The following is a 25,128-nucleotide window of genomic DNA, read 5'->3' as shown; positions in this document are numbered from 1 at the left end:
CTAGAACCGCCGATTCGCCAACACCGGCAACGTCTTCCGCACGGCATCCACGTCGTCGGTGTCGATGTCGACGGTCAGCAGTCCGGGGCCTGCGTCGAGAGAGTCCAGCACCGCGCCGTTCGGTCCGACCACCATCGAATGTCCGACGCCCAGGGGTGCGCTCCCCTTCACTTCGTGACCCGACGCTTCCGGGTCGGCCTGATCGCACGCGGCAATGAACGTGGTCGAATCCAGTGCCCGCGCCCGTGCGAGAAGGGTCCACTGGTCCACCTTGCCCGGTCCGCGGCCCCACGACGCCGGAACGACGGTGATGCGCGCACCTCGATCGGCCAGAGTTTGGAACAGGCCGGGGAAGCGGATGTCGTAGCACGTGGCCACGCCCACGCTCACCCCGTCGATCGTCACGACGAGCGGTTCGGAACCCGGTGCAACAGTGTCGGATTCAGCGAAGCCGAACGCGTCGAACAGGTGAATCTTGTGGTACGACTCCTCGAGGCCGCCGCCGGTGACGAGCATCGTGTTGTGCACCCGGCCGTTGTCGGCGGGAGTGAACATGCCGGCGATCACGGTCACGTCGGCGGCAGCGGCCAGCGAACGCACCGCGCTCGCCCATGGACCGTCGAGCGGTTCGGCGGCGTCGACGATGGGTCCGTCGAACGACTTCATCATCGCTTCGGGGAAGACGACGAGACTGGAACCGGCGGCGACGGCGGCATCGATCTGCTTCTCGACGAGGCCGAGGTTCTCCTGCGGGTCCCGTGTCGCGGTCACCTGGGCGAGGCTGATTCTCATCGATCACTCCATTCATCGGGTATACCTAGTGTATGCAATCCGGTCGCGACCGCGCGTACGCCTATCTCCGCGACCAGGTTCTCACTTCGCCCGCCTCCACCGGGACGTTTCTGAACGAAGGCGAACTGGCGTCGGCGATCGGGGTGTCCCGTACCCCGGTCCGAGAAGCGCTGCTGCTCCTCGTATCCGAGGGTTTGATCGAGATGGTGCCCAAACGCGGCGCGTACGTGCCGCCGGTGTCGGGACGCCAGATCGGCGAGTTGATGGATCTGCGCGGGGTGCTCGAGCGGCACGCCGCGTCCCGATCCATCACCCACGGCAACGCTCCGGTGACGGAGATGACGCATGCGCTGGCCGAACAGGAAACGTTGGCGGAACTGAGCATGTCGAACAGCGGCCTGTCCGACGATGCGTCCAAGCGGTTCATCCACTGGGACGGTCTTTTCCATCAGGCGCTCATCGACTCCGCGGGAAGCGAATTGCTCTCGCGCACCTACGCCGGATTGCGCGCTCGTCAGCTGCGTGTCGGGTTGTCGGCCCTCGTCGAGGTGGCCGGCCGCCAGCATCATGTGTGCGGGGAACACCAGGCCATCGTCGACGCGCTGGCTGCGGGCGACGAGGGCCTGGCGTTCACGGCGATCGACGATCATCTCGTCGTCACGACATCGATTCTGTTGCGGGCGTAGACAACCTGGACGCGACGTACTTCTCCTCCTCGGCGGCGTCGGGTCCGCGGCCGAGCATCAACCCGACGACGGTCACGACGCCGACGATCACGATGTAGACGAAGATCGGTACCCAACTGTCGAGCTTGTCGAGCAGCAGCGTGAAGATGATGGGGGCCATGGCGCCACCGAACACACCCGCGATGGTGTACGCCAGCGAACTTCCGGTCGAGCGCAGGCGAAGGTCGAACTGTTCGGTCACGAAGGCGGCCTGCGGCCCGTACATGAACGAGTGGAACGCCAGTCCCACAACGATTCCCAGGATGAGCAGGCCCAACGACCCGCCGCCGATGATCAGGAAGAACACGGCAACCCAGACGACGCCGCCCACTGCGGCGATGCCGTACAGCAGGCGCCGGTTCATGCGGTCCGACAGTGCGCCGGCCAGCGGGATCAGGGCGAGCTGGCATGCGGATCCGACCAGGATGGCAGTCAGTACCTCGCTGCGCACGAAGCCGAGGCGGTTGACTCCGTAGGTGATGGAGAAGACGGTGAAGAGTGCGTAGACGACGTCCGGCGCGACTCGGGACATGATGGCCGCGAGGAGCGAACGTCGCTGCGTCCGAAAGACTTCGGAGATCGGTGCTCACCGCTCTCCTGCATTGCCTTGAACACCGGGGTGTCTTCCAGCTTCAGCCGGATCCACAGGCCGAAAGCGACGAGGACGGCCGAGAAGAGGAAGGCCACGCGCCACCCCCACGACTCGAACTGGTCGTCCGTGAGCGTGACGGTGAGCAGCGCGAGTGCGCCGTTGGCCATGAGATTGCCTGCGGGCGGACCGATTTGAGCGGCGGACGCCCAGAACCCCCGCTGGCGTGGATTGCCGTATTCGCTGGACAGAAGGACCGCGCCACCCCACTCGCCGCCCACGGCGACGCCCTGAGCGAAGCGGAGGAAGACCAAGATGATCGGTGCCGCGACGCCGATGCTCCCGTATCCGGGAAGCAGGCCGATCAGGAACGTGGTCACGCCGATCAGCAGCAGCGTGATGACGAGGAGCTGTTTACGTCCGATCACGTCGCCCAGGCGACCGAAGACGAAGCCACCGATCGGACGCGCGACGTAGCCGACGGCGTAGGTGGAGAAGGCGAGGAGAGTGCCGGTGAGCGGGTCGCTGTCCGGAAAGAAGACCTGCGGGAAGACCAAGGCGGCCGCAGCGGAGTAGACAGCGAAGTCGTACCACTCGAGTGCGGTTCCGGTCAGGCTCGCCGCGAAGGCCTTCGCGAGGCCCTTACGGTCCTCGGGCGCCGAGGCGGTGGTGGTTGTGCCCTCCATGACGCCTCCTTTCGATTAGATCGTATCGGTTGGTGTGTTCATATACTTGCTGTATACAAGACGTATGCGCAAGCCCCACCGCGTTTGGAAACACAGAAGTTACGACCACGACCAGGAGATCCCATGACCGACCTGACGTTCACACTTCCCGACGGTTCGACGGAGACAGTTACCGTCACCACTCTTCTGAACGCGGGCTACGCCGGACGCGACCAGGCCGAGGTGCAGTCGCACATCGACGAACTGGCCGAGCTCGGAATCCCTGCGCCGCAGACCATTCCAGCGATGTATCCCATCTCGCCCTACCTGGCGCAGCAGACCGATCGGGTCGACGTCCAGCACGGCCGCACGTCGGGTGAGGCCGAGTGGGCACTGGTGGTTCTGGGCGATACCGCCGACGACGTCCTGCTGACCGTCGCCTGCGATCACACCGACCGCGACCTCGAAGTGCACAGTGTCGCCTGGAGCAAGAACGCAGCACCCGACGTCCTGGGCCACGACGCCTGGCGCCTCACCGATATCGCGGACCGTATCGACGAGATCACCCTGACCGCCTGGGTCGACGGCGACACCCTGATTCAGCAGGGATCGATGGCCGATCTGCTCGCGCCGCACTACTGGCTCGGTGTCCTGAAGGAACGCGATCTTCTGCGCCGCGGCACCGTCCTGATCTCCGGCACGATCTCGATGATTCCGGGTGTCGACCAGTTCGCCGATTCGTGGCGCGTCGAGCTGAAAGACCCCGCGACCGGCAACACGATCGACTGCGCATACCGCGCGGAGCGCATGCCGCAGCCCATCGGCTGAGACCACGCGCGTTAGAGTCGGTTCGAAAGAGAAGCCGAATCGACTAGGAGATTTCAGTGACGAAGCCCGAGATCGATTTCCAGGGCGGAACCCCTCCCACCGACCTGGTGATCGAAGACATCACCATCGGTGACGGTGACGAGGCCGTTCCCGGCGGCAAGGTCGAGGTGCACTACGTCGGCGTCGAGTTCGACACCGGCGAGGAGTTCGACTCGTCCTGGAACCGCGGCGAATCGATCAACTTCCCCCTCCAGAGCTTGATCGCCGGCTGGCAGGAAGGCATCCCCGGCATGAAGGTCGGCGGGCGTCGCCAGCTGACCGTCCCGCCCGAAATGGCCTACGGCCCCGCCGGCCGCGGACATCGACTCTCCGGCAAGACGCTGGTCTTCGTGATCGACCTGCTGGGCGTCGGCTAGTCCCTCACTCCAGCGCCGCTGCCACTCGCGCGGCCTCGCGTTCTGCGGCGGTGTTGATCGTTCCGCCGCGTGACCCCGCCAGCTTGGCTCGAATGTGGTCGGCGACGGTCACCGGCTCGTACAGCGGGGAGCCGTGCGAGGGCAGCGGTGCGATCACGGCATCTATGTTCCCGTCGTGGAAGAACGCCGCCGATCGCCGACGCTGGATGGTTCCGTCGACGATCGGCGGTTTCACGCGGTGCAGCGTGGACATCCAGCGGTCGTTGGTGAGCCGGGCGGTGAGGTCCCCGAGGTTGACCAGTAGAGCGCCGTCGGCCGGGGACACGTCGTGCCACACCTGGTCGGTGCCGAGGACCTGCAATCCGGCAACCTGATCCGCCCAGAGGACCGTCACGATGCCGTAGTCGGTGTGAGCGCCCATGCCGGTGAGTTCGCCTTCGAGGTGGACCTCACCGGGCGGTAGGGCGTAGTTGTTCATCCGGAATGCGTCGACGGAGTGGTCGGTGAGGTCGTCGAACGAACCGACCCCGAGAGCGTCGGCAAAGATCCTGGTCAGTGTTCGCGCCACGCGGGAGGCGTGCGCGTAGTACGCCTCGACGCCGGCCCGAAATTCGTCGGACGGCCAGATATTGGACGGGTAGTCCGCTTCGGGCAACTCTACCGAGGGGTAGTCGGACGCCTGCGCTCCCACGTTGAACGCCTCGAAGAAGTCGTTCATCCGGTCGGCAGATTCGACGCCGAGGCTGAGCGAGAGCGACTCGCTCTTCGGCGCGCTGTAGCCGCGGTTGATCGACGGCGGGGTGATGAAAGCCCGTTTGTCCTCGGGTGACATCCCGAAGAACGAGTCCATGGCATTGGCGAGGCCGGCGATCACGTCGTCGGGGACTCCGTGTCCCACGATCTGAATGAAACCGACTGTGCTGCATGCGAAATCGATGTCTTCGGCGACCGGTCGACGTGCGTCCGGGGAGCCGCCGTCGACGACGTACGGGGAGATGTCCACCGTCGGGACGTGAAAGGTCATGGTGCAATCTTGCCGACCTTCGGTCAGGGCTGCAGTACGTATGGATCGCGTAGATCCAGCACCAGGCGTGCCCCGCCCAGGTCGCTCGTCTCGAACCGGGTGGTGCCGCCGTGCAGGTCGGCCTGCTGGGCAACGAGTGCCAGTCCCAGTCCGGAGCCTCCTTTCGCGGCGCCGGCGCCGCGTTCGAAGCGGCCGAACACGGTGTCTCGCTCGGATTCGGGAACCCCGCTGCCGTCGTCGTCGACGGTCACGGTGACGGACTCGCCCGAGCGGGCCAGTCCGATCACCACCAGGCCGGCGTTCCCGTGCCGCACCGCGTTCGTGATCGCGTTGTCCAGGGCGAGCCGCAGGCCGGTCGCAAAGCCCCGCACGACGACGGGTCCACGTGCGTCGACGCGTACCTCGACCGACGGGAAATGCCGCATGGCGTCCTGCGCCGCGAGGTCGGCCACATCGGCGACGTCCACGGCCACGCGGTCCGAGTCCGACGACAGCTCGCCCGAGGCCAGGCGTTCGAGTGCGGTCAACGTCGCTTCGACTCGTCCCTGCGTCCGCTGCAGGTCGGTGAGGATCTCCGCGCGTTGCTGTGCATCGAGGTCCAGTGTGCGCAGCACCTCGATGTCCGTACGCATCGCGGTCAGTGGTGTGCGCAGTTCGTGGGCGGACACGGCCGAGAAGTCGCGCGCTGTTTCGAGGGCGGCTTCGGTGCGGTTCTGGGCGTCCGTCACCCGCCCGAGCATGTCTCCGACTGCGGCCGCCAGCTCGTCGGCTTCGCGCACGCCGGTCTTGGACTGCGGGGGAGTCGGCGGTTGCTTGCGAACCTGCGCGGTCAACCGCAGCAGCGGGCGGACGGCGCTGCCGCCGAAGATCCAGCCCAACGCGGTCGAGGCGCCGACGGCGAGAACGCCCGCGACGAGGACCTGCCGTCGCTGCGAGGTGGTGACGTCCCGGGCCTCGGCCAGCGGCACGGCGATGGAGATGCTGGTGGTGGGCCGGTCGGGCACGATCGCGGTGAACACCCGGAACTCGGTGCCGTCGACGTCGGCGGAGGCGCTTCCCGGCGGGAGGTCCGGGAGCTCGGGACGTGTCGTCGCCCGGATCTGACCGCTGTCTCTGATCGTGATGCCGAACGCGCGCGATTCGCTGAGGTTGCCGAGGAACATCTCGAAGGTGGGCGCCCGGGCGACGACGACGTCCGACGCGGTTTCGAGGCGACGGTCGAGCTGGTAGACGTTGTTCCGCGAGATTGCGAACGAGACGTAGACGCCGATGGCCGTCACGATCACGAGCGCACCGAGGGCGGCGGCCGCAGCCACGCGTGCGCGGAGCGAGAACGATCGCCGCGGGCTTCTCACGCTCACGATGCTCGCAGCACGAATCCCACGCCGCGGACGGTGTGCAGGATTCTCGCCTGGCCGTCCACTTCCATCTTGCGGCGCAGGTAGCCGACGAAGACGTCGACGACGTTGGTGTCGGCGACGAAGTCGTATCCCCACACCAGATCGAGCAAGCGCTCACGCGAGAGCACCACGCCGGCGTTGCGCGCGAGGACCGCCAGCAACTCGAACTCACGCTTCGTCAGATCGAGCGGGCGGCCGGACAGGGACGCCTGATACCCCGGCACGTCGATGGTGAGCGGCCCGATGGTGGAGGCCGTGGTGGCCGGTCCGGACGCGGGCGCGCTTCCACGCCGACGCAACATCGCGTTGATTCGGGCGACCAACTCGGCGAGGACGAACGGTTTGGTGAGGTAGTCGTCGGCTCCGGATTCCAGCCCGGCAATGCGGTCGTTCACGGAGCTGCGGGCGCTGAGAACGCAGATGGGAATGTCGTTCCCGCTGGCCCGCAGCACGGTGACCACGCCGTTTCCATCGACGACGGGCATGTTCATGTCGAGGACCACCACGTCGGGCGCCTCGTCGCGCACGGACTCGAGCGCGCGAGCACCGTCGACGGCGGTCAGGACCGAGAAACCGGACAGACGCAGGCCGCGTTCGAGGGACGCGAGCACGTCCGCGTCGTCGTCGACGACGAGGACGGTGGCGGCAACGGAGTCGGTCACCTCGCAATTGTGCATTGCAGTGGTCACAGTTCGGAAACACTCCCGCCACGACAGCTTCGTAGAGTCCGCGGGGTCGGAGTCCGTAACGCCGTTACGGAATCTTCTTTTTCCTCGAGGGGACAGCAAAAAAATGAGTGGAAACGCCGTTCGCCTGCAAGCGATCCAGGACGTCGAGGCCTACGTGCCCCCAGCTTTCGATTTCTCGGTGTCGCAGACCCCGAGCGAATTCTTCGGCGAGAACGTCTTCAGCAAGGTCGTCATGCAGAAGCGACTGCCGAAGTCCGTCTTCAAGTCCGTCATGGCCACGATCGAGGGCGGCAAGAAGCTCGACCCGGCGGTCGCCGACGCGGTCGCCTCGGCCATGAAGGACTGGGCGCTGGAAAAGGGTGCGACGCACTACGCCCACGTCTTCTACCCGCTCACGGGCTTCACGGCCGAGAAGCACGACAGCTTCTTCGACCCGACGGGCGACGGCACCGCCCTCGCCGAGTTCGCCGGCAAGACCCTGATCCAGGGCGAGCCCGACGCGTCCAGCTTCCCCAACGGCGGACTGCGCAACACCTTCGAGGCCCGTGGCTACACCGGGTGGGACGTGACCAGCCCGGCCTACGTGCTCGAGAACCCGAACGGCAACACCCTCTGCATCCCGACCGTCTTCGTCTCGATGACCGGTGAGGCGCTCGATCACAAGACCCCGTTGCTGCGCAGTCAGCAGGCGATGGGCGGGCACGCCGAGCGCATCCTGAAACTGTTCGGACACGAGAAGCCGGGCAACATCGTCTCCTTCTGCGGCCCCGAGCAGGAGTACTTCCTGGTCGACCGCCACTTCTTCCTCGCCCGGCCCGACCTGCTGAACGCCGGCCGCACACTCTTCGGCGCCAAGCCGCCCAAGGGTCAGGAGTTCGACGACCACTACTTCGGTGCCATCCCCGAGCGCGTGCTCGGCTTCATGATGGACACCGAACACGAGCTCTTCAAGCTCGGCATCCCGGCCAAGACCCGCCACAACGAGGTTGCGCCCGGTCAGTTCGAGATCGCGCCGATGTTCGAGCGCGGCAACGTCGCGGCCGACCACCAGCAGCTGCTGATGACGACGTTCAAGACCATCGCCAAGAAGCACGGCATGGAGTGCCTGTTCCACGAGAAGCCGTTCGAGGGCGTCAACGGATCGGGCAAGCACGTCAACTTCTCGCTCGGCAACGCCGATCTGGGCAGCCTCCTGGTCCCCGGTGACACCCCGCACGAGAACGCGCAGTTCCTGGTCTTCTGCGCCGCGGTCATCCGCGCGGTGCACAAGTACTCGGGTCTGCTGCGCGCGTCGGTCGCGTCGGCCACCAACGATCACCGCCTCGGCGCCAACGAGGCCCCGCCGGCGATCATCTCGATCTTCCTCGGCGACCAGCTCGCCGACATCTTCGATCAGATCGCCAAGGGTGCGGCCACGTCCTCGAAGGGCAAGGGCACGATGATGATCGGCGTGGACACGCTGCCGATCCTGCCCACCGATCCGGGCGACCGTAACCGCACCAGCCCGTTTGCGTTCACCGGCAACCGCTTCGAGTTCCGCGCACCGGGCTCGATGCAGACGGTCAACGGACCCATGGTCACCATCAACACGATCATGGCCGATTCGCTCGACTACATCGCCACCACACTCGAAGCTGCCGTGGCAGAGGGCACCGACTTCGACGAGGCCGTGCAGAACGTGTTGACGCAGATCATCACCGACCACGGCGCCGTCGTCTTCAACGGTGACGGGTACTCCGACACCTGGCCCATCGAAGCCGAATCGCGCGGCCTCGCGAACCTGCGCACCACGCTCGACGCGTTGCCGGAGCTGATCACGCAGGACGCGATGGATCTGTTCGACAAGTACAACGTCTTCAACAATCGAGAGATGCACAGCCGCTACGAGATCGGTCTCGAGCAGTACATCCTCACGATCGGTGTCGAAGCGCGGCTGACCTCGGAGATCGGCACGACGTCGGTTCTTCCGGCCGCCGTTCGCTACCAAACCGAACTGGCGCAGAACGTTGCGGCGCTGAAGGCAGCCGGAGTCGACGCCGACACCACCGCACTCACCGAGGTGACCGCCCCGATCACGACACTGCGCGCCGCACTGGCCACGCTGAAGGGCGCCTTGGCGCACGAGGGTGGAGACGACGCACTCGGCCACGCCAAGCACGCGCAGGAAGAGTTGCTACCCGCGATGGATGCAGTCCGCGCCGCAGCGGACGAGCTCGAGGGCATCGTGGCCGACGATCTGTGGCCGCTCCCGACGTACCAGGAGATGCTCTACGTGCTGTAACCCCGAGCGAAGACCGCCTCGAATGGGGCGGTTTTCGCGCACGGCCGATGTGGGCATACTCGATCCATGCCTTCCGTTCTCTGGTTCCGCCGCGATCTCCGCCTCGGTGACCACCCAGCCCTGGCCCGCGCCGCCGAATCCGACGGCTCGGTGCTGGGGCTGTTCGTCTTGGACGAGAAACTCCTCACGCCGTCCGGCTCGGCTCGCCGGGACGTGCTCTTCCGCATGCTGACCACGCTCGACGAACAGTTGGACGGCAACCTGCTCGTGGTGCGCGGCGACCCCACCACCGTCGTGCCGAAGGTGGCCAAGGCCGTCGACGCGACCGACGTGCACATCACCGAGGACTTCGGTCCCTATGGGCGCGAGCGCGACGCCGCGGTGGGCGAGAAGGTGGACCTGGTGGCCACCGGGTCGCCCTACGTGATCTCGCCCGGCCGCATCACCAAGGACGACGGTGACGGTTTCAAGGTCTTCACCCCCTTCTACCGACGGTGGCTCGATCACGGGTGGCGCGGCCCGGCCGACACTTCGGTGAAGACGGCGACGTGGCTCGACCCGTCCGATGTTTCCGGCGGACCGAAGCGGGTCGACATCCCGACCGAGAAGGGTGCGGACGTCGACATCGAAGTCGGTGAAGACGCTGCCCTGAAGCAGTGGAAAGAGTTCTACGACAATCGCATTCGTGAGTACGACGACGAGCGTGATCGTCCGGATCTCGACACCACGAGCCGAATGTCGATGCACCTCAAGTGGGGCGCCGTCCACCCGCGCACCCTCCTCGCCGACATCGCGAAGTCACGCAACGAGGGCGCCGAGTCCTACCGCCGAGAACTCTGTTTCCGCGATTTCTACGCCGAGATTCTCGCCCGCCGGCCCGACAGCGCGCGCGAGAACTACATCAAGAAGTTCGACGCCATCGAACTCGACACCGGCAAGCATGCCGACGAGCTGTTCGACGCGTGGTGCGAGGGCAAGACGGGGTATCCGATCGTCGATGCCGGTATGCGTCAACTGAACTCCGAGCACTGGATGCACAACCGAGTGCGGATGATCGTGGCGTCGTTCCTGGTGAAGGATCTTCACCTGCCGTGGTGGCGCGGAGCGCGGTACTTCATGGCGCAGTTGCGTGACGGTGACCTCGCGAGCAACCAGCACGGCTGGCAGTGGACGGCCGGAACCGGAACCGATGCGTCCCCGTACTTCCGGGTGTTCAATCCCACCACGCAGGGCGAGAAGTTCGACCCCACAGGTGATTACGTACGCCGGTGGATTCCCGAGCTACACGAGGTGGAGGGCAAGGCGGTGCATGCATTGAAGAACGGTCGCCCGGAGAAGTACCCGGACCAGATCGTCGACCATGCGCACGAGCGGCAGGTGGCGCTGGAGCGGTTCGGGAAGATCAAGTAGGCGCCTCCGCCGCCTGTGCGCCAAAAAGTACCTTCGGAGGTACTTAAAGGCGCACGGGTGCGAAGCGCCTACAGCCTTCGCAGCGCGTCCAACACCGACACGTCCTCGATCGTCGACGGCACGATCACCTCGTCACCGTCGGCGATCTGCCGCATGGTCTTTCGAAGTATCTTGCCCGACCGCGTCTTCGGCAGCCCCTGCACGACGGTCACGTCCCGGAACGTGGCGACGGCACCGATCTGATCGCGCACCATGGCCACCAGTTCCGAGCGAAGCGTCGCCTCGTCGATCTCCTTGCCCGCCTTGAGGACGACGTACCCGCTGGGCCGCTGGCCCTTGATGTCGTCGTGGATGCCGATGACCGCGCACTCCGCCACGGCCGGATGCGATGCGACGACAGCTTCGATGCTGCCGGTCGAAAGCCGATGTCCGGCAACGTTGATCACGTCGTCGGTACGTCCGAGGACCGAGACGTACCCGTCGGCGTCGATGAATCCCGAGTCGCCCGTGAGGTAGTACCCGTCGAATGCCGTGAGGTACGACTTCACGAAACGCTCGTCGTCGTTCCACAGACCGGTGAGAGTGCCGGGCGGCAACGGTAGAGCGATGACGATGTTGCCCTCGTCGCCCGTCTCGACGGGACCGCCGTTCTCGTCGACGATGCCCACACGAAAGCCGGGTACCGGTACCGTCGGTGACCCCGCCTTGATCGGCATCGGTTCCAGGCCGCGGAGATTCGCGCAGATGGCCCACCCGGTTTCGGTCTGCCACCAGTGGTCGACAACGGGCCGGTCGAGGATGCGGCTCGCCCATTCGTAGGTGTCCGGGTCGAGTCGCTCACCGGCAACGAACAGGGTTTCCAGAGACGACACGTCGTGGTCCGCGAGGAGTGCGACGTCGGGATCCACCTTCCGGATCGCACGCAGAGCGGTCGGCGCCGTGAACAGCGCGCGGACCTTGTGGTCGTCGATGACGCGCCAGAACGCTCCGGCGTCGGGTGTGCCGACCGGTTTACCTTCGTAGAGAACGGTTGTCGCGCCGACGAGGAGGGGCGCGTACACGATGTACGAGTGGCCCACCACCCACCCGACGTCCGAGGCCGTCCACATGACCTGACCCGGTCCGACGTCGTAGATGTTCTTCATCGACCACGTCAGCGCGACGGCGTGGCCACCGTTGTCCCGCACCACGCCCTTGGGCTTCCCCGTGGTACCCGAGGTGTAGAGGATGTAGAGCGGATCCGTGGCCGAAACCGTCACGGGCGCAGCGGGTTCGGCGTCGGCGGTCACCGAGTCCCAGTCGAGCCAGCCCGCGGGTAGCGCCCCGCCGATCTGCGGCCGGTTCTTCACGATCACCACCGAGGGAGGCGACGTCGACATCTCGAGCGCCGACGCGATCAGCGGGAGATACTCGACGGTCCGGCCCGGTTCGAGTCCACCGGACGCGGTCACCAGTGCGACCGGTCGGGCGTCGTCGATACGCGCCGCGAGTTCCTTGGCAGCGAAGCCGCCGAACACGACCGAATGGACAGCGCCGATACGGGCGCAGGCCAGCATGGCAACCACGGCTTCGGGAATCATGGGCATGTACAGAATCACCCGATCGCCGGCCCCGACGCCGTGCGCGGCCAGTGCGCCCGCGAATGTCGCGACGTGCTCACACAGCTCGGTGTAGGTGAACGACTGCGCGGTTCCGATCATCGCAGAGTCGTAGATCAGTGCGGTGCGCTCGCCGTGACCCGCCTCGATGTGCCGGTCCAGCGCGTTGTAGCAGGTATTGAGTGCTGCGCCTGGAAACCACCGATAGAAGGGCGGGGACGAATCGTCGAGTGCGCGTGTGGGCGGAACGACCCAGTCGACCGCGGCCGCAGCCTCCAACCAGAACGTGTCCGGATCCTCTGCGGCGGCGGAAAATGCTGCGCGATAGGCACTCATGAACCGCACTCTATTCCGACGCAGACGCAAGTATGGTCGAGTCATGACTCTGATTGCGGAGGACGTGCTGTTGCTTCTGCTCGACGACGGGTCCGGCAAGCCCATCGTCGACAGCACCAAGCTTCCCCGCGTTCTCGCCGGGGCGCTGGTGCTGGAGTTGGCGATGTCGGGAGTACTGCGACTGTCGGAGGACGGCGAGCACGTTGCGGGAAGGCCGGAGGCCGGTCGGATAATCAAGAAGGGCCGACTGCTGGTGACCGATGCGCCGCCGCCGACGGACCCGCTCCTCCGTCGGGTGGCCGAGGCGGTGGCCACCAGTTCGCGCCCGATGACCCCGAAGCGCGCCATCGAGAAGTTGCAGAAGGGTCTTCGCGACGACGTGGCGTCGCGTCTCGTCGAACAGGGATTCGTCGGCGAGAGGCGCGGCAAGATCCTCGGAGTCTTCCCCACCACAGCGTGGCCCGCGCGCGACAAGGCCTACGAGGCCGGCATCAGGAACGCACTCCACGGGGTCTTGGTCGACGGCCTCACCCCGCAGCCCCGTCTCGCCGCCGTCGTGTCGCTTCTGTGCGCGATCGACGCGGTGGGGAAAGTGGTCGACGACGCCGACCGCCGCGCGGTGACCAAGCGTGCCAAGCAGATTGCCGACGGCGACTTCGCCGGAGCAGCAGTGCGCAAGGCGGTACAGGACGTCAACGCGGCCCTCATGGTCGCGATGATGGTCCCCGTGATCACCGCGGGCGGTTCGAACTAGACGGTCACTTCAGATCGGGGTTCTCCGCGTACACCTCGGCGAGTACCGACATGTCGAACAGTTCGTCGGCGGAGATGTCGATCCCGGCTTTCGCGAGTGCCGCGATGTTCTCGTCGATCAGCGTCTGGCTGATGGTGAACAGCCCGTTGGCCTCGGTGTCGGGCGAGGTGACGAGGGTGTTCTGAGCCGTTGCCTCGGCGGTCTGCTCCGCCAACTCGAGGTTCTGATCCTTCCCGTAGATTTCGACGGCCAGTCGGGCGGACTCCGCAGGGTTCGCAACGGCGTCCTTCCAGCCGAGGATTTCGGCCTTGAGGAACGCCTTGAGCTTGTCGCGTTCGTTGTCGATGGTCTCCTGCTTGACGGTGAACGTCTCGGCGACGAGCGGGAGCCCGAAGTCGGCGAACAGGAAGTTGCTGTTCGGAAAGCCTTTGCCTGCGAGCGTGATCGGCTCGTTCGTCACGTAGCTGACCCAGCCGTCCACCTCGCCGTTGGCGAGCGGACTCGGGTCGAACTGGGCGGGGACGATGGTCATTTGGTCTTCGGTGAGCCCGTTTGCCGAGAGCAGCGCACCGAACACCAACTGATTGGAATCCTGCACGCCGATCTTCTTGCCGACCATGTCCTGCGGGGTTCTGATGGGGTTCGCTGCGGAGCTCACGATCGCGAACGGGTTCTTCTGGAACGTCGCTCCGACGATCTTCGCTTCCAGCCCGTCGAGCACGGCCGGGGCGGTCAGCTGAGGCGCGGACATGCCGATCCACACCTTGCCGGTGTCGAGACCCGCTTCGACACCGGTGCCGGCGGCTCCGCCTGCAACCAGATCGACGCTGCCGAAGCCTGCGTCCTTGTAGTAGCCCTTTTCGATCGCGAAGTACTCGCCCGCGAACTCGATGTTCTTGATCCACGACAGCTGAACAGCGACAGTGCCGTAGGTGCTGCCGTCGTCGGACGTGCCGCCCGCGGCCGACGAATCGTCGCTGCTGCATGCAGCCAGTACCGCGGTGCCGCCCACGGCCACGCCCGCCAACGCGGAGTAGCGGAAGAACGAACGGCGGTCGAAATTCTGTGTCATGAGCGGAACACTAGGGCGGTTCCGTTTCGCGGAGTTTGCCCGTGAAGCGGCGAAAGTGTCGGGCGTGTTACGTCTTTCCCGCGTTCGGCCCGAACCTCGCCAACGCGATCTTCTCGAACACACCCACTACCGCGTACAGGACGATCGAGACGACCGTGATGACCACGATCGACGACCACAGCTCGTTGTACTGATACTTGGGAATCGACTTGATCATCGACGAGCCCAGGCCCCGTCCACTGCCGAGCCATTCGCCGATGAGCGCTCCGATGAGCGCGCCGGGCACCGAGATTCGCGCGGCCGCGAACACGGACGGCAGCGCCGAGGGAACCGCCACCATTCGCATGGCGGTCCACGAATTACCGCCGTAGGCGGCGATGAGGTCCTGGGCCTGCCTCGGGGCTTGGCGCAACCCCACCATGATCATCACCAATGCGGGAAAGAACACCACGATCGCCACCATCGCGGTCACGCCGACGATTCCGCGGCCGAAGATCAGCACGATGATCGGGGTCAGCGCCACCAGCGGAACCGAGCGCAACAACATCGCGACAGGCATGAAGGTCTGCTCGACGCTGCGGAAGAGCACGAACACGGCCGCAATGATCAGAGCGCCGCCCATGCCGACGACGAAGCCGACTCCGGCGTCTCGCAACGTGATTCGTAGATTGCCGAACACGCTCGACCGCGCCTCGGCGGACCGTGATCCGGTGAAGAGGTATTCCCATACGTCGGCCGGTGTCTTGCCCACGCGTGGGCCGACTTGCGGGAAGGCGTTCAGGAACACGACCCAGATGACGAGCAACATCACGAAGGCGATCAGAATCGGTACGAGGAAGCCGACGATGGAGCGACCCGCGCCGTAGGCGGATTCGCCGCGCGTGACTCGCTCCTCGGTGGTGGTGCTCACTGCTTGTCTCCCGAGGTCCAGGGGGTGACGATGCGTGCGATCACCGACACGATCAGATAGCCCGCTCCGGCGAGAAGTGCTGCAGCCAAGGCCATTCCCCAGGTCCGGGGCACGTTGTAGGACGTCTGAGCCGCGGTGAGCGCGACTCCGATCCCGCTGTCGACGCCGCCGAGGTATTCACCGAGGATCGCTCCGAGAACTGCAGCGGGGGCGGCGATCTTGAGCGCGGCGAACGTGGCGGGCAGAGCGGCGATCAGCTGGACGCGGCGGAATTTCTGCCAGCGGCCGCCGCCGTACGCAGCCACCAGATCAAGGCTGGCGGTGTCGGCGGAACGCAGTCCCGACAGCGTGCCGACCATGGTGGTGAAGAAGCAGTACATGCCGGCGAGGAACACCGTCGGCGTGCGCCCACCGAAGACCACGAGAATGATCGGACCCAACGCCAGAAGTGGGGTGCAGTAGCTCAGGATCGCCAATTGTGTTGCGAGAGACTCGATCGGCGGGATCAAGATCACCAGCACCGCGAGGACGATGGCCAACACGTTTCCGTAGAGAAATCCTTTGAACGCGCCTTGCGCGGTGATGGAGAAGTTCGGCCCGTACAGCGCCCATCCGTCGTCGAACATCGTCGACACGACGGTGCCCGGCGTCGGAATCGTTCCGCTGCCCACGCCGGCGGCGGCAATCACCCACCACACCGCGACGAGGCCGACGATGCCGATCAGCCCGCCGAGCCAGGTCGGTCGTCCGAACGATCGACGCGTCGTCGACGGTGTCGGAGGGGCATCGAGAACGGCGGTCACGCGACACCCTCGCCCGGCTTGGTTCCGAACAGCAGCCCGGACAGATAGTCGTGGATCTTGTGGAACTCGGGCGTGCGCATCATTTCCGGGGTCCGCGGCCGAGGCAGATCGATGTCGACCACTTCGAGGATGCGACCTGGCCGCGGACTCATGACGGCGACGACGTCGGAGAGGAACACTGCCTCGGCGATGCCGTGCGTGACCATCAGTGTCGTGGCCGGCTTCTCGGTCCAGATGCGCAGCAGCTCCAGGTTGAGCCGTTGGCGAGTCATGTCGTCCAGTGCACCGAACGGTTCGTCGAGCAGAAGAACGGTGGGCTTGACCACGAGGGCGCGCGCGATCGACACGCGTTGGCGCATACCGCCCGACAGCTGCGCCGGTTTCGCCTTCTCGAACCCTTCGAGTCCGACCAGTTTCACCAGGTCCGCGATCTGTGTGTCGTCGGGAGTGATGCCGGCGACCTGCAGCGGAAGCTTGATGTTGGACAGCACCGTGCGCCACGGCAGCAGCGCCGAGTCCTGGAACGCGATGCCGAGTTCGTGGTCCTTTCGGATCTCGCTCGGGGACTGGCCGTTGATCAGCGACGTTCCTGCGGTCGGGGTGTCGAGGCCCGCCAGGATGCGCAGAACGGTCGACTTGCCGCAGCCCGACGGTCCGAGAAGCGACAGGAACGCGCCCTCGCTGGTCTTCAGGTTCACGTCGTCGAGGGCGGTGACCGACCGTCGACCCATCGTGAACGTCTTGCTCAGGCCGGAGATGTCGAGTCCGGTCCCGAGGGGCCTGTCGGTGCGGGCGACGGAGCTGCTGGTCATACGCGCAGAGTAGGAGGCTGCCGTTTCGGTTTCGTTAACCGCGAAGCCGATCGCCGAAAATCAGCGGGGCATCCCGACGGTTCGGAATCGGGCGAGCCGTGCCGCGTGCCGATCCGACGGTGGTACGGCGCGTACCGACGTGAGCTCGCGGGCAATTGCGATACCCATGTCGCGGATCCACTCGGGCCCCTCGGTGACGATCGTGTCGACGATGCCGTCCCGCCGAAGGTCCACCGCACGCACACCCTGAGCCCTGGCCATGTCGGCGGCGTGTGCGGTGTCGCGGTGGACGATCGCACTCGCACCTTCGGGCGGCAGGGGCGCGAGCCATCCGTCCTGAGCGGCGATCACCCGGTCGGCTGGCAACAACGCGAGTGCACCGCCTCCGGTTCCCTGACCGAGGACGACCGACACGGTCGGCGTTCTCAGCAGCACGAGAGTGGAGATGCAGCGGGCGATCTCGGGTGCGAGCCCGTCCTCTTCGGCTTCCTGCGACAACGACGCCCCCAGGGTGTCGATGACGAGAACCAGGGGAAGGCCGAGTTCCTCCGCGAGGTACATCCCGCGGCGTGCCTCGCGCAGGGCCGCCGGTCCCATCGTGCGGGAGGGGGTCTGACCGCTTCGGTCCTGACCGAACAGCACGCACGGCTCTCCACGAAACCGTGCCATCGACAGCAGCACGGTGCCGTCGGCGTCACCCCTGCCGGTGCCGCTCAGCGGGATCTGCTCGGTCGCGCAGTAGCGCAACAACTCTCGAACTCCGGGCCGATCCGGTCGACGGCTGAGTTCGATGGACGTCCACGCGTCGACCTCGTCGTCGGCGGTGGCGTCGACAGGAATCTCCAACACCCGGCTCGGTGTCGGGGGACTGCACAGCACGGTCAGCGCACGGTGGAGCAATCTGCGCAGGTGCGTCACGGTGACCACCCCGTCGATCACTCCGCAGCGATACAGGTTCTCGGCGGTCTGCACACCGTCGGGAAACTTCTCCCCGTACAGCGCTTCGTACACTCGGGGTCCGAGGAAACCGATCAGGGCGCCGGGCTCGGCAACGGTGATGTGGCCGAGGGATCCCCACGATGCGAAAACTCCACCGGTGGTGGGGTTTCGGAGATACACCAGATAGGGGAGCCCGTGCTGCTTGTGCGCGGTGACGGCGGCGGCAATCTTCACCATCTGGACGAAAGCCAGTGTGCCCTCCTGCATTCGCGTCCCACCGGAGGTCGGTGACGCCAGCAGGGGGAGACGCTCTGCGGTCGCGCGTTCGACTGCGGCAGTGATGCGCTCGGCGGCGGCAACCCCGATCGAACCGGCGAGAAAGGAGAACTCGCACGCCACCAAGGCGACACGCCGTCCCCGAACGGTTCCCTCACCCGTCAGAACAGATTCGTCGACGCCGCTTTTCGCTCGCGCTTTCTCGAGGTCCGCGCGGTAACTGTCGTTCGGGAAGACGTCGACCGGCGGGGCGTCCCACGAGAGATACGAATTCGGATCGAGGACGGCGGAGCGAACCGTTTCGGCGGACGTTGTGGAGGGCACGGACAGAACACTACGGGTGCGGAAAGGAGTACACCGATACTCTTTTCCGCACCCGGGCCGTCAGGCCTTCAATGCTTCCTTCCACGACACCGTCTTACCGATACGCAGGATCGACCGCTGGTAGACGCGGGCGCTGACCCAGGCGAGGGCGACGGTGGCGGCGAGCATCAGCGCGATGGTTCCCACGATCTGATAGACCGGCGCGACCCCGGCTGCGATGCGCAACGGCATCAGAATGGCGGAGAACGGTGGTATCCAGCTGAGCACGGTCGGCAAGGTGCCTTCCGGATCGTTGATCGAATAGAAGGCGCTGAAGAACATCAGCATGATCAAAATCAGCAGGGGCATCGTCGTTGAATTGACGTCCTCCTGGCGGGACACCATCGACCCCGCAGCGGCATAGAGGACAGCGAAGAATGCGAAGCCGAGGATGAACCAGCCGAGCGTTCCTGCGAACACGGACACAGCCGTCGAGGTGACTGTCAGCGTTCCGGTTGCCAGGCCGGCACCGAGACCGGCCACGCCGTAGGCGACCAGTTGGACCAATCCGACGGCACCGATGCCGATAATTTTACCCCACAGCAGTTGCAAGGGTCGGACGGTGGACAACAGCAATTCGACGACTCGCGACGACTTCTCCTCGACGACGCCCATCGCCACGTAGGTGCCGAAGCCGATGATCTGTCCGTACAGCAGGAACACAGCGACGAAACTCAACGCGGTCCTCTGCCCTGCCTCCGGGTCGGGCGGGTCGATGGCCTCCACTGTGACAACGGAATTCGCGGTGGCGGCGGCGAGGTCGGCCGGATCGACGCCGAGGCCGGTCAGTGCAGTCGACTGAGCAGCAGATGCGACGGCAGTGTCGAGCACTGCCTTCAGCGAGGGGTCGACATCGGATTCGGTGATCGCCGTCGCGGAACCGTCCGGGGAGGTGACCAGGGCGACGTCGACGTCGCCGGACGAGACATTCTCTCGTGCGGACCCGGGGTCGGCGAGCTCGCGCACCTCGACGGGTGTGCCGATCTGATCACCGACGGCGGTGATCGACTGTGAAAGTGCAGGATTACCGACGAGTCCTACTACCGGTCGGTCGTCGTCACCGCCGCCAGAGAAGATGGAGAACGCGACGATGCCGCCGATGATGACCAACAAAATGATGGCGTTGGAGACGAGGAAGCTCTTCTTACGAACCTGAACGTCGAACTCGCGCTTGGCGATCAGTGCGACGGTGTGGCTGCTGTTCATGCGACTACCTCCCGGAAGAGTTCGGTCAAGGACGGCTTGGTCAGGGTGAATTCGTGAACCGGGCCGGTAGCGAGTGCGGCGGCCAGAACAGCTTGATCGTCGGCGCCGTCGCCGAGTTCGAGGACGGTGCGTCCGCTTTCGTGCCCGAGAACCGAGACGCCGGCGAGAGACGACGCCCAGCCCGGCTGTGCATGCGGAGCAACTACTTCCAGTCGTGAACCACCCTGCCCGCGGAGTTCGTCGACGGTTCCGACGGCACGCATCTTGCCGGCGCCGATGATCCCGACTCGATCGCACAGGCGCTGAACCAGGTCGAGCTGATGCGAAGAGAAGATCACGGGCACGCCAGTTTTGGCCTTCTCGAACAACACGTCGCTCATCACGTCCACGGCGACGGGATCCAGCCCGGAGAACGGTTCGTCGAGGACGAGGACAGCCGGATCGTGAATCAAGGCTGCTGCCAGCTGAACTCGTTGCTGGTTACCCAGTGACAGCGCGTCGACCGTGTCGTTCAGCCGCTCGGCGATACCGAGCCGGTGCGTCCACGTCGCGGTCGCGTCCTTCGCATCCGACGACGACAGGCCATGCAGCTCCGCCAGATACGTGAGCTGAGCACCCACCTTCATCTTCGGATACAGGCCACGTTCCTCGGGCATGTACCCGATGGTGCGACGGACGTCCAGATCGACCGGTTTGCCGTCGATTCGAACTTCACCCGAATCCGCGGACAGAACTCCGAGCGCGATCCGCATGGTGGTCGTCTTGCCGGCGCCGTTGCTGCCGACGAAACCGAACAGTTCGCCGGGGCGGACTTCGAAACTGACGCCGTCGAGGGCGACAGTGGAGCCGTACCTCTTGTGCACGTTGTCGATTGTCAATGTCGTCATGGCGATCCTTTCGTCGAGAAGAGTTGTCAGACAGTGTCTTCGGGATCCGGGTCGGGTCGGGTCCAGCCGAGGATCATGGTGGGACTGCAGCCCCCGACGAAGAGACAGGCGAGGACGAGGATTGCTCCGGATGCGGCCAGAGCACGGCCGGGGTCGTCGAGCCACTGAGAACCGAGGTACAGGTAGAAAGCGGGGACGACGGTGATGCCCTGCGTGATCGACAACGCCAGGGAGCGTGCCTTGTTGCGTTCGGCCAGCTCCCATTCGTCCAGCGCGCCGGTCGGTGAGTCTCCGCGCTGGTCGGAGACGATCTGCAGCGTCGTCCAGAGCGGCAGGGACGCCAGACATGCCGCGGCGAAGACGACGATTCCGACGGTCGGCTGGAATGCAGCAACCACACCCGCCGCCATCATCGACGCGAACACCAGGACCAATCCGAGTACGAGTTGTCGTCGTCGTTGCTGGGTGCGCAGGCGGGGGAAGTAGGACTGGGTCGTCTTCTTCTGCTTCAGATAGCTTCGCGTGCGTCGTTCCTGGTATCGGTCGAACACGCTCATCGGTTCGGTCATCGTTCGCCTTCCTGATTGGGTCGTCCGTAGACCTCGGCCGACAGTGGTCCGAGTTCGGTGCGGGAGAACACTGCTTCGATCGGGAGGTCGAAGACGTCGCAGATGCGCATCGCGAGATCGAGGCTGGGGTAGTGATCACCCCGTTCGAGCGCCCCCACGGTCTGTGGGTTCACCTCGACCAGTTCCGCCAGCTGGGCCCGGGTCATGCGACGCTCGGCCCGCAGAACTCCGATGCGGTTGTGGATGGGGAGGGCTTCCCCTTTACGTACCGGGCTCATGCATCAGAGTGTTGTATAAACCCAACGATGTGTCAATGGGGCTAACGATTTGATGAGGTACGGATCGCGGCCTTCCCAGGCCCTCCCAGGGCTGCCCAGCCCCGGGTCCTACGTCTCGGTGAGCGACCCGCCCGCCATCACCCAGTGCCGCGTACTGCGGACTGATTCGAGCATGCGCCGGTCGTGGGTGACCAGGAGAATTGTGCCGTCGAACGAGTCGAGTGCCGATTCGAGCTGCTCGATCGCGGGCAGGTCCAGATGGTTCGTCGGCTCGTCGAGAACCAGCAGATTGACCCCGCGCGCCTGCAGCAGTGCCAGTCCCGCGCGGGTGCGTTCACCGGGTGAGAGAGAGTGCGAGGGGCGCAGTGCGTTGTCTCCACGCAAGCCGAACTTGGCCAGCAAGGTGCGCACGTCGGCTTCGGCCCAGTCGGGTACTGCTGCGGAGAACGAGTCGGCCAATGATTGCGAACCGGCGAAAGCTGCTCGCGCCTGGTCGATCTCACCGACAGCAACCCCGGATCCCAGCGTTGCGGTTCCCGAATCGGGGGTGAGACGGCCGAGAATCACCGACAGTAGCGTCGACTTACCGGACCCGTTCGGCCCGGTCACCAGCACGCGGTCGCCTGCGTCGATCCGAGTCGTCACAGGCCCGAGCGTGAACGAACCTCGTTCGACAACAACGTGATCGAGAGAGCACACGACGGTTCCGCTGCGGGGCGCGGCCGCGATCTCCATCCGCAGTTCCCATTCCTTGCGCGGTTCCTCGACCACGTCGAGTCGCTCGATCCGGCGTTGCGTCTGGCGAGCCTTGGCCGCTTGCTTCTCGGTGGCCTCGGCGCGGAACTTGCGACCGATCTTGTCGTTGTCCTTGGATTTGCGGCGCGCGTTACGGACTCCATGCTCGAGCCAATTGCGTTGCATTCGAATGCGATCCTCGAGTCCCGCCTTGGTGTCGGCGAACTCCTCGAACTCTTCGCGGGCGTGCTGGCGGGCAACGTCGCGCTCCACGAGGTACGCCTCGTACCCGCCGTCGTAGACCGCGATCTGCTGCTGAGCGAGGTCGAGTTCGACGATGCCGGTGACCGTTCGCGCCAGAAACTCGCGGTCGTGGCTGACCAACACCAGTGCGCAATCCGTCTCGACGACAAAGCGTTCGAGTCGCTCGAGGCCGGCAAGATCCAGATCGTTGGTCGGTTCGTCGAGGAGCAGGACGTCGTATCGAGCCAGCAGCACGGCCGCGAGCCCGGCGCGTGCGGCTTGACCGCCGGACAGCGTCGACATGGGTACGTCGACCGCGACGTCGAAACCGAGATCGGCAAGCACCTTGTGCGACCGCTCGAGCAGGTCTGCGCCGCCGAGGGCGAGCCAGCGTTCGAGGGCAGGGGTGTACAGATCCTCCGCATCCTCCGACGCAAGTGACTCGGCGGCGGCGTTCATGGCGATTTCTGCGTCGTGCACGCCCGTTCGCCGTTCCAGAAAGCCGAACACGCTTTCGCCGTCGACCCTCGACACCTCCTGGGCGAGGTAGCCCACGGTGGCGTCGGGTGGAGTCAAGCCCACCGAGCCTGTGGTGTCGGCGGTTCCGATCCCGGCAAGCACCGTCAGAAGCGTCGATTTGCCCGCACCGTTGGCCCCGACCAGACCGACCACGTCCCCGGGCCCGACCGTGAGGTCGAGACCTTCGAACAGCGGCCGATCACCGCGGTAGGCGGAAAGATCGTCGACCCGCAGCACAGCACTCACGCTGAAAGTATGACCGGACGTGTCGACCGGGCGAAATCGGTTCTCGCGGCCCGATACGCGACCAACGCACAGCCCAGCAGCATCAGTACTCCGTGAGCGATGCGGACCGGGGGCGGGCCGTAGAACTGGGGGAGGAAGAGAACGAATCCTGCGGCGAACGGGATCGTGAACCAACGCCATCTCGACCACGTCGAGACTGCGAGCGACACCGCACCGACCGCCAGCAACACCAACCCGGCGGCGAACATCGTCGCCTGGACCGCGCCGTAGCGGATGGGATCGGCAAGGCTCATCAGGTTCAGGTCACTTTCGGACAGTGCACGGGTCCCGATGGCGTGCAACGAGAATGCTTCCGCGCCGTAGTAGGGGAGAACGAGTCCGGTGCCCAGAAGCATCGTCACCCCCGTGACTCTCGATCCGATCGCAGCGACCGCCGAGGCCGCCGCGATGAAGCCCAGCATGGCGAAGAGATGGGCCGGCACCCACTGGTTCGAGGCGAACGCACGCGCTCCCTCCAGCCCGGTCTCGTCGGAGTAAGGGCGAACAACGGGATAGGCCAGAAACAGAACACCGGCGACGGCGAACAGGGCGACGACGGAACGATTCATGGATGTCCTTCTAGATGAGAGCGGCGCTCTCGAACGAAGGAAACTATCCGTCAGTCGACGACGTAATGCAAGAGCACCGCTCTCACACCGTCGTCAGCAACTCCTGCACCGCTGCTCGGCCGGCGCGGTTGGCGCCGACCGTGCTGGCCGAAGGCCCGTATCCCAGGAGGTGAATCCGCGGGTTCCTCTCGACCTGCGTCGCCAATCGGCCGGTCATCGTGATCCCACCTCCGGGTCCGCGCAGATGCAGGGGCGCCAGGTGATCGAGTGCACTACGAAAGCCGGTGGCCCACAGGATGACGTCGGCCGCCACCGTGGTTCCGTCCGACCATTCGACGCCGGTCGGCGTCACCCGGTCGAACATCGGATGACGCTCGAGTGCTCCGCGTTCGCGCGCCGCTGCGAGGCTCGGGGTCAGCAGCAGACCGGTCACGGACACCACGGACCCGGGCGGGAGTCCGCGGCGTACCCGGTCCTCGACCATGGCGACGGCCTCCCGTCCCACGTCGGGCGTGAAGTCGCGGTCGAGCCACACGGGCTCCCGTCGGGTGACCCAGGTCGTCGACGTGACCAGCGAGATCTCGTCGAGCAGCTGCACCGCGGAGATGCCGCCGCCGACCACGACGACATGCTTGCCTCGAAACTCCTCCGCGCTGCGGTAGTCCTTGGTGTGCAACTGTCTCCCCGCGAACGTCTCCATTCCCCGGTATCGCGGAACGAACGGTTGCTCCCAGGTCCCGGTCGCATTGATCAACCCGCGTGTGGCAATCGTGTCGGTCGAGGTCTCGATCGAGAAGTGATCGCCCCGATCACAGACGACGACGACGACCTTCGCCGGTCGGCGCACCGGCAGTGCGAATCGCGATTCGTATTCGGCGAAATACTTGGGAACTGCCGCCGAAGCGGGCACTTCGCCCGGATCTGCTCCTGCTGCAAGGGTTTCCGCGAATTCCATACCGGGAAGGTCGTGCACCCCGTTGACGGTCTTCAGAGTCAACGACGGCCACCGGAACTGCCATGCACCGCCTGGACCAGGCGATCCATCCAGAATCAGGTAGTCGTCCCAGGGGGCCAACCCGGAGCGGCGCAAGTGGTACGCGGCCGACAGGCCCGCCTGACCTGCCCCGATCACGACCACGCGTTTCATGCAGGTAG

25 protein-coding genes are annotated in these 25,128 nt (G+C 65.5%); 6 read left to right on the top strand and 19 right to left on the bottom strand.

Annotation, left to right across the window (positions count from 1 at the left end; translation table 11 throughout):
* A complete protein-coding gene (locus tag IEW02_RS20135) occupies positions 1-792 on the bottom strand; it encodes a carbon-nitrogen hydrolase family protein (RefSeq protein WP_188546691.1) in 792 nt (263 codons plus the stop codon).
* A 32-nt stretch (positions 793-824) separates the two neighbouring features.
* Here IEW02_RS20135 and IEW02_RS20130 point away from each other — a divergent pair, with 32 nt between their 5' ends.
* Positions 825-1,478 carry a GntR family transcriptional regulator gene (locus IEW02_RS20130; RefSeq protein WP_188546690.1) on the top strand — a complete coding sequence of 218 codons (654 nt, stop codon included), beginning with the start codon at positions 825-827 and terminating at the stop codon, positions 1,476-1,478.
* Here the strand turns inward: IEW02_RS20130 and IEW02_RS25210 are convergent.
* Positions 1,450-2,049 (bottom strand): MFS transporter, encoded by a 600-nt coding sequence (locus IEW02_RS25210; protein ID WP_229746189.1) that lies wholly within the window; start codon positions 2,047-2,049, stop codon positions 1,450-1,452. The two genes, IEW02_RS20130 and IEW02_RS25210, sit on opposite strands and share 29 nt — an antisense overlap.
* A complete protein-coding gene (locus tag IEW02_RS25205) occupies positions 1,950-2,792 on the bottom strand; it encodes an MFS transporter (RefSeq protein ID WP_229746188.1) in 843 nt (280 codons plus the stop codon). The genes IEW02_RS25210 and IEW02_RS25205 overlap by 100 nt, the downstream gene beginning before the upstream one ends.
* A gap of 123 nt (positions 2,793-2,915) precedes the next feature.
* Here IEW02_RS25205 and IEW02_RS20120 point away from each other — a divergent pair, with 123 nt between their 5' ends.
* Both IEW02_RS20120 and IEW02_RS20115 read left to right on the top strand, forming a co-directional pair.
* Positions 2,916-3,599: a DUF2848 domain-containing protein gene (locus IEW02_RS20120; RefSeq protein ID WP_188546689.1), complete on the top strand. Its 684-nt coding sequence runs from the start codon at positions 2,916-2,918 to the stop codon at positions 3,597-3,599.
* A gap of 56 nt (positions 3,600-3,655) precedes the next feature.
* Positions 3,656-4,015 carry an FKBP-type peptidyl-prolyl cis-trans isomerase gene (locus IEW02_RS20115; protein WP_188546688.1) on the top strand — a complete coding sequence of 120 codons (360 nt, stop codon included), beginning with the start codon at positions 3,656-3,658 and terminating at the stop codon, positions 4,013-4,015.
* Between the two features lie 4 nt (positions 4,016-4,019).
* Here IEW02_RS20115 and IEW02_RS20110 read toward each other — a convergent pair whose 3' ends face one another.
* From IEW02_RS20110 to IEW02_RS20100, 3 genes are read right to left on the bottom strand one after another with little or no spacing between them, the layout of a single operon-like run.
* Positions 4,020-5,039, bottom strand: a complete 1,020-nt coding sequence (locus IEW02_RS20110; protein ID WP_188546687.1) for an isopenicillin N synthase family dioxygenase — start codon at positions 5,037-5,039, stop codon at positions 4,020-4,022.
* Between the two features lie 23 nt (positions 5,040-5,062).
* Positions 5,063-6,394, bottom strand: a complete 1,332-nt coding sequence (locus tag IEW02_RS20105) for a sensor histidine kinase (protein ID WP_229746187.1) — start codon at positions 6,392-6,394, stop codon at positions 5,063-5,065.
* Positions 6,395-6,396: 2 nt separating this feature from the next.
* Positions 6,397-7,116 (bottom strand): response regulator transcription factor, encoded by a 720-nt coding sequence (locus tag IEW02_RS20100; RefSeq protein WP_188547007.1) that lies wholly within the window; start codon positions 7,114-7,116, stop codon positions 6,397-6,399.
* A 115-nt stretch (positions 7,117-7,231) separates the two neighbouring features.
* On the opposite strand from IEW02_RS20100, the gene IEW02_RS20095 reads away from it, so the two are divergent.
* The gene (locus IEW02_RS20095) at positions 7,232-9,409 is read left to right on the top strand and encodes a glutamine synthetase III family protein (RefSeq protein WP_188546686.1); all 2,178 of its coding nucleotides are present in this window, start codon (positions 7,232-7,234) and stop codon (positions 9,407-9,409) included.
* A 66-nt stretch (positions 9,410-9,475) separates the two neighbouring features.
* Positions 9,476-10,819, top strand: coding sequence for a cryptochrome/photolyase family protein (locus IEW02_RS20090; RefSeq protein WP_188546685.1), 1,344 nt, complete (start codon positions 9,476-9,478; stop codon positions 10,817-10,819).
* A 68-nt stretch (positions 10,820-10,887) separates the two neighbouring features.
* Here the strand turns inward: IEW02_RS20090 and IEW02_RS20085 are convergent, their stop codons facing one another.
* Positions 10,888-12,753, bottom strand: coding sequence for a propionyl-CoA synthetase (locus IEW02_RS20085; protein ID WP_188546684.1), 1,866 nt, complete (start codon positions 12,751-12,753; stop codon positions 10,888-10,890).
* A 43-nt stretch (positions 12,754-12,796) separates the two neighbouring features.
* Between IEW02_RS20085 and IEW02_RS20080 the strand changes: the two genes are divergently transcribed.
* Positions 12,797-13,507 (top strand): GOLPH3/VPS74 family protein, encoded by a 711-nt coding sequence (locus IEW02_RS20080; protein WP_188546683.1) that lies wholly within the window; start codon positions 12,797-12,799, stop codon positions 13,505-13,507.
* Between the two features lie 4 nt (positions 13,508-13,511).
* Here IEW02_RS20080 and IEW02_RS20075 read toward each other — a convergent pair whose 3' ends face one another.
* The 12 genes from IEW02_RS20075 to IEW02_RS20020 form a co-directional block, all read right to left on the bottom strand.
* Complete coding sequence (locus IEW02_RS20075; protein WP_188546682.1) at positions 13,512-14,579, bottom strand: ABC transporter substrate-binding protein; 1,068 nt, start codon at positions 14,577-14,579, stop codon at positions 13,512-13,514.
* Between the two features lie 67 nt (positions 14,580-14,646).
* The gene (locus IEW02_RS20070) at positions 14,647-15,387 is read right to left on the bottom strand and encodes an ABC transporter permease (RefSeq protein WP_188547006.1); all 741 of its coding nucleotides are present in this window, start codon (positions 15,385-15,387) and stop codon (positions 14,647-14,649) included.
* 98 nt (positions 15,388-15,485) lie between these two features.
* Positions 15,486-16,292 (bottom strand): ABC transporter permease, encoded by an 807-nt coding sequence (locus IEW02_RS20065; RefSeq protein ID WP_188546681.1) that lies wholly within the window; start codon positions 16,290-16,292, stop codon positions 15,486-15,488.
* A complete protein-coding gene (locus IEW02_RS20060) occupies positions 16,289-17,104 on the bottom strand; it encodes an ABC transporter ATP-binding protein (protein ID WP_188546680.1) in 816 nt (271 codons plus the stop codon). The genes IEW02_RS20065 and IEW02_RS20060 overlap by 4 nt, the downstream gene beginning before the upstream one ends.
* Positions 17,105-17,164: 60 nt before the next feature.
* Positions 17,165-18,643, bottom strand: a complete 1,479-nt coding sequence (locus IEW02_RS20055) for a carboxyl transferase domain-containing protein (protein WP_188546679.1) — start codon at positions 18,641-18,643, stop codon at positions 17,165-17,167.
* A gap of 60 nt (positions 18,644-18,703) precedes the next feature.
* Positions 18,704-19,888, bottom strand: coding sequence for an ABC transporter permease (locus tag IEW02_RS20050; RefSeq protein ID WP_188546678.1), 1,185 nt, complete (start codon positions 19,886-19,888; stop codon positions 18,704-18,706).
* Complete coding sequence (locus tag IEW02_RS20045; RefSeq protein WP_188546677.1) at positions 19,885-20,775, bottom strand: ABC transporter ATP-binding protein; 891 nt, start codon at positions 20,773-20,775, stop codon at positions 19,885-19,887. Before IEW02_RS20045 ends, IEW02_RS20050 begins: the two co-directional genes overlap by 4 nt.
* A gap of 26 nt (positions 20,776-20,801) precedes the next feature.
* Entirely contained in the window at positions 20,802-21,344 is a 543-nt protein-coding gene (locus IEW02_RS20040; RefSeq protein ID WP_188546676.1) for a hypothetical protein, read from the bottom strand.
* Positions 21,341-21,622, bottom strand: coding sequence for a helix-turn-helix transcriptional regulator (locus tag IEW02_RS20035; RefSeq protein ID WP_188546675.1), 282 nt, complete (start codon positions 21,620-21,622; stop codon positions 21,341-21,343). Before IEW02_RS20035 ends, IEW02_RS20040 begins: the two co-directional genes overlap by 4 nt.
* Before the next feature lie 108 nt (positions 21,623-21,730).
* A complete protein-coding gene (locus IEW02_RS20030) occupies positions 21,731-23,365 on the bottom strand; it encodes an ABC-F family ATP-binding cassette domain-containing protein (protein WP_188546674.1) in 1,635 nt (544 codons plus the stop codon).
* A complete protein-coding gene (locus IEW02_RS20025) occupies positions 23,362-23,973 on the bottom strand; it encodes a hypothetical protein (RefSeq protein WP_188546673.1) in 612 nt (203 codons plus the stop codon). Before IEW02_RS20025 ends, IEW02_RS20030 begins: the two co-directional genes overlap by 4 nt.
* Positions 23,974-24,055: 82 nt before the next feature.
* Entirely contained in the window at positions 24,056-25,120 is a 1,065-nt protein-coding gene (locus tag IEW02_RS20020; protein ID WP_188546672.1) for an NAD(P)-binding domain-containing protein, read from the bottom strand.
* Between the last annotated feature and the right edge of the window lie 8 nt (positions 25,121-25,128).

It is taken from the genome of Rhodococcoides trifolii (assembly GCF_014635345.1).
Lineage (GTDB): Bacteria > Actinomycetota > Actinomycetes > Mycobacteriales > Mycobacteriaceae > Rhodococcoides > Rhodococcoides trifolii.
This window is presented reverse-complemented; position numbering and strand designations above follow the sequence as displayed.

Bases quoted from the DNA above. Each gene is read 5' to 3' on its own strand.
- IEW02_RS20135 (WP_188546691.1), bottom strand. From the start codon at position 792: ATGAGAATCAGCCTCGCCCAGGTGACCGCGACACGGGACCCGCAGGAG.
- IEW02_RS20130 (WP_188546690.1), top strand. From the start codon at position 825: ATGCAATCCGGTCGCGACCGCGCGTACGCCTATCTCCGCGACCAGGTT.
- IEW02_RS25210 (WP_229746189.1), bottom strand. From the start codon at position 2,049: ATGTCCCGAGTCGCGCCGGACGTCGTCTACGCACTCTTCACCGTCTTC.
- IEW02_RS25205 (WP_229746188.1), bottom strand. From the start codon at position 2,792: ATGGAGGGCACAACCACCACCGCCTCGGCGCCCGAGGACCGTAAGGGC.
- IEW02_RS20120 (WP_188546689.1), top strand. From the start codon at position 2,916: ATGACCGACCTGACGTTCACACTTCCCGACGGTTCGACGGAGACAGTT.
- IEW02_RS20110 (WP_188546687.1), bottom strand. From the start codon at position 5,039: ATGACCTTTCACGTCCCGACGGTGGACATCTCCCCGTACGTCGTCGAC.
- IEW02_RS20100 (WP_188547007.1), bottom strand. From the start codon at position 7,116: ATGCACAATTGCGAGGTGACCGACTCCGTTGCCGCCACCGTCCTCGTC.
- IEW02_RS20095 (WP_188546686.1), top strand. From the start codon at position 7,232: ATGAGTGGAAACGCCGTTCGCCTGCAAGCGATCCAGGACGTCGAGGCC.
- IEW02_RS20090 (WP_188546685.1), top strand. From the start codon at position 9,476: ATGCCTTCCGTTCTCTGGTTCCGCCGCGATCTCCGCCTCGGTGACCAC.
- IEW02_RS20085 (WP_188546684.1), bottom strand. From the start codon at position 12,753: ATGAGTGCCTATCGCGCAGCATTTTCCGCCGCCGCAGAGGATCCGGAC.
- IEW02_RS20080 (WP_188546683.1), top strand. From the start codon at position 12,797: ATGACTCTGATTGCGGAGGACGTGCTGTTGCTTCTGCTCGACGACGGG.
- IEW02_RS20075 (WP_188546682.1), bottom strand. From the start codon at position 14,579: ATGACACAGAATTTCGACCGCCGTTCGTTCTTCCGCTACTCCGCGTTG.
- IEW02_RS20070 (WP_188547006.1), bottom strand. From the start codon at position 15,387: ATGTTGCTCGTCATCTGGGTCGTGTTCCTGAACGCCTTCCCGCAAGTC.
- IEW02_RS20060 (WP_188546680.1), bottom strand. From the start codon at position 17,104: ATGACCAGCAGCTCCGTCGCCCGCACCGACAGGCCCCTCGGGACCGGA.
- IEW02_RS20050 (WP_188546678.1), bottom strand. From the start codon at position 19,888: ATGAACAGCAGCCACACCGTCGCACTGATCGCCAAGCGCGAGTTCGAC.
- IEW02_RS20045 (WP_188546677.1), bottom strand. From the start codon at position 20,775: ATGACGACATTGACAATCGACAACGTGCACAAGAGGTACGGCTCCACT.
- IEW02_RS20040 (WP_188546676.1), bottom strand. From the start codon at position 21,344: ATGACCGAACCGATGAGCGTGTTCGACCGATACCAGGAACGACGCACG.
- IEW02_RS20035 (WP_188546675.1), bottom strand. From the start codon at position 21,622: ATGAGCCCGGTACGTAAAGGGGAAGCCCTCCCCATCCACAACCGCATC.
- IEW02_RS20025 (WP_188546673.1), bottom strand. From the start codon at position 23,973: ATGAATCGTTCCGTCGTCGCCCTGTTCGCCGTCGCCGGTGTTCTGTTT.
- IEW02_RS20020 (WP_188546672.1), bottom strand. From the start codon at position 25,120: ATGAAACGCGTGGTCGTGATCGGGGCAGGTCAGGCGGGCCTGTCGGCC.